This is a genomic window from Streptomyces sp. CO7 (assembly GCF_053474865.1).
Genome location: NZ_JBRIOU010000006.1, coordinates 233,783 through 236,215, shown reverse-complemented (window position 1 = coordinate 236,215; position 2,433 = coordinate 233,783). Strand labels below are relative to the sequence as shown.

The following is a 2,433-nucleotide window of genomic DNA, read 5'->3' as shown; positions in this document are numbered from 1 at the left end:
GGGCGGGGGAGCCGGCGAGGCCCATCCGGGACTGCAGCAGCTGGAAGTCGGCGCGGCCCCGGCCGTCGAGGACCAGGATCTCGCCGTCCAGGACCGCCGCGGCACCGCCCAGGGCCCGCCCCAGCGGGGCGAGCTCGGGGTAGGCGGCCGTGATGTCCTCGCCGGAGCGGGCCCGCAGGGTGAGCGTGCCGTCCGCCTCCGCGTAGACCACGGCGCGCTGGCCGTCCTGCTTGGTCTCGTAGGCCCACCGGTCGTCCTGCGCCGCCGGCGGCAGCCGGCCGGGGGTCGCGAGCATGGGGGAGATCCGTGGCAGCGTCACGGCACAGTTCTCCACCACCGGCCCGCCGGTCAAGCGGCGGCACGGTCCGCTTCCCCCGACCGGCCCAGGCCGCGGTCAGTCCAGCCGCTGCTCCGCGTAGGCGGCCATGGCCGCGGCCAGGAACTCCGCCAGACGGGGGTGCTTGGCGTCGTAGCGGGCACGGAACTCCGGCGAGTCCGCGTACATCCGGCCCAGGCCGGTGAACGAGGCGCGGTTCGGCGTCCAGAAGGCGCACACCGCCCGGTACTGCCGGTCCATGAGCTCCACGGCGCGCGGGTCGTCCGGGGCGGCCCCCGCCTCGATCAGCTCCACCGCCGCGTCCTCCACGGCCCCGTACTCGGCGACCGCCTCGTCGGCCCGCGCGCGGTCCCAGCCGGCCGTGCGGCGCCGGCTCTCCGCGATCTGCCGCCGGGCCTCGTCGCCGTACCGGTCCACCAGCTCGGCCTCGTAGGCCGCCTGACGTGCCGGGTCGATCCCGTCGAACAGGTCCTCCAGTGCCATGTCTCTCTCCCCTTCCAGGTGCGCGATGGTCGCGGTCACCGTCTCCACCAGCCGCTCCACCCGCCGGCGCTCGGCGAGCAGTCCGCTCAGGTGGGTGCGGAGCGCCTCGACGGCGTCCTTCTCCTCGTCGACGACCGCGGCGATCTCCGACAGGCCCAGGCCGAGGCCGCGGAGCAGCAGGATGCGCTGCAGCCGCAGGGCGGAGGCGGCGGTGTAGTGCCGGACGCCGCCCGCGCCGAGCCGGTCCGCGGGCAGCAGACCCACGGCGTCGTAGTGCCGCAGGGTCCTCACCGTCACCCCGGAGGCCTTCGCCAGCCGGGTGATCGACCACTCCTCGTCCATGACCGAGGCATCGCCCTTCGTTCGCGCGTCACGTATGTCACCGCAGGTCGCGGCGACGGGAACGACGCTAGGCGCTGACGCTGCGGCAGCGGCAAGCCGCGACGGAGCCCGGGCGGGGGAGCACCCGCCTCAGACCGCCTCGTCCAGCAACCCGGCGAGGCGTCGCAGGACTCCGGGCCAGCCCCTGCCCATCCCGTCGTAGGCCTGGCGGCCCATGGGGGAGTCGAGGTCGAAGCCCGCGTGGGTGAGGACCAGACGGGTACCGCCGTCCTCGGGGTGCAGGGTCCAGGTGATCAGGGTGTCGAGTGTGCCCTCGGCGAACCGGTAGGACAGCAGTCGCTCCTCCTCCACGGCGGTCACCTCGCAGGGCCGGCTTCCGAAGCCACCCATGTCCAGCGTGAACCGGTGCCCGACGACGGGCCTGACGTCACCGGCGGCCCACCAGCGGGCGTGCAGCGCGGGGTCGGTCAGGGCGCGCCAGACCGCCGCCGGGGGATGAGGCAGGAGCCTCTCGCAGGTGATCGCGTCGGTCATGTCTCGGTTTCCTCGTCCAGGAGATCGGACAGCGCGTCCAGGCGCTGTTCCCAGTAGTGCGCGAAGGGGTGCAGCCACTCGCCCACCTCGGCCAGACGGGCGGGTTCGAGGTGGTGGTAGCGGTGCCGGCCGCGGGGCTCCTCGCGCACGAGTCCCGCGGCGCGGAGCACCGCGAGGTGCTCGGAGACAGCGGGCCGGCCGAGGTCGAACAACCCGGCCAGGTCCCCGGTGGAGCGGGGGCCGTCCCGCAGGGTCTCGAGCAGTCTGCGCCGGACCGGACTGGCCAGCACGCCGAACACATCGGTGGGCATGACCCCACCTTAGGTCGGAGATTTCCGACGCGTCAACAATCTCCGACGCGTTCCACCGGACGCCGGCCGGGCGAGGCGGACACGCCCCCGGCGGACCACCGCCCGCGCGGCGCGTGCGTGGACGTCAGCGGAGGGCGCGGTGCTCGGGTCGTCGCATCGGATCGGGCGCGGGTTCCGCCGGAGGGGCGGAGCGGGGGGAGACGGGCCGCGCCGTGTGGGCACGGGTGCGAGGCGACGGCATGAGCGGGACCGCGGTGTGCGTCGGCGCGGGCGCCGAGGACGTCACGGCGGCCGACGTGCCGGTCGAGGAGGCGCCTGCCGCTCGTCCGGCAGCTCTCGGGGCGTACTCCACCGGTCGGGTGGGTGTCGGCAGCACCTCGTGGGCGCCGGCGCGTGGGGGCGGCATCGGCGGGAGCGCGGTGGGGG

The 2,433-nt window shown here is 75.2% G+C and carries 5 protein-coding genes; 1 reads left to right on the top strand and 4 read right to left on the bottom strand.

Annotation, left to right across the window (positions count from 1 at the left end; genetic code table 11):
- The 4 genes from ACOV8S_RS22510 to ACOV8S_RS22495 form a co-directional block, all read right to left on the bottom strand.
- Window positions 1-319: ATP-dependent DNA ligase (locus tag ACOV8S_RS22510; RefSeq protein ID WP_448319779.1), on the bottom strand; the 319-nt coding region annotated here is incomplete at its 3' end.
- A 75-nt stretch (window positions 320-394) separates the two neighbouring features.
- The gene (locus ACOV8S_RS22505) at window positions 395-1,162 is read right to left on the bottom strand and encodes a MerR family transcriptional regulator (protein WP_448319777.1); all 768 of its coding nucleotides are present in this window, start codon (window positions 1,160-1,162) and stop codon (window positions 395-397) included.
- 129 nt (window positions 1,163-1,291) lie between these two features.
- Window positions 1,292-1,696: an SRPBCC family protein gene (locus ACOV8S_RS22500; RefSeq protein ID WP_448319775.1), complete on the bottom strand. Its 405-nt coding sequence runs from the start codon at window positions 1,694-1,696 to the stop codon at window positions 1,292-1,294.
- Window positions 1,693-2,007: an ArsR/SmtB family transcription factor gene (locus ACOV8S_RS22495; RefSeq protein ID WP_448319774.1), complete on the bottom strand. Its 315-nt coding sequence runs from the start codon at window positions 2,005-2,007 to the stop codon at window positions 1,693-1,695. Before ACOV8S_RS22495 ends, ACOV8S_RS22500 begins: the two co-directional genes overlap by 4 nt.
- A gap of 239 nt (window positions 2,008-2,246) precedes the next feature.
- Here ACOV8S_RS22495 and ACOV8S_RS22490 point away from each other — a divergent pair.
- Window positions 2,247-2,433, top strand: a 187-nt coding sequence (locus ACOV8S_RS22490; protein WP_448319772.1) for a hypothetical protein, incomplete at its 3' end; no start/stop codon positions are given.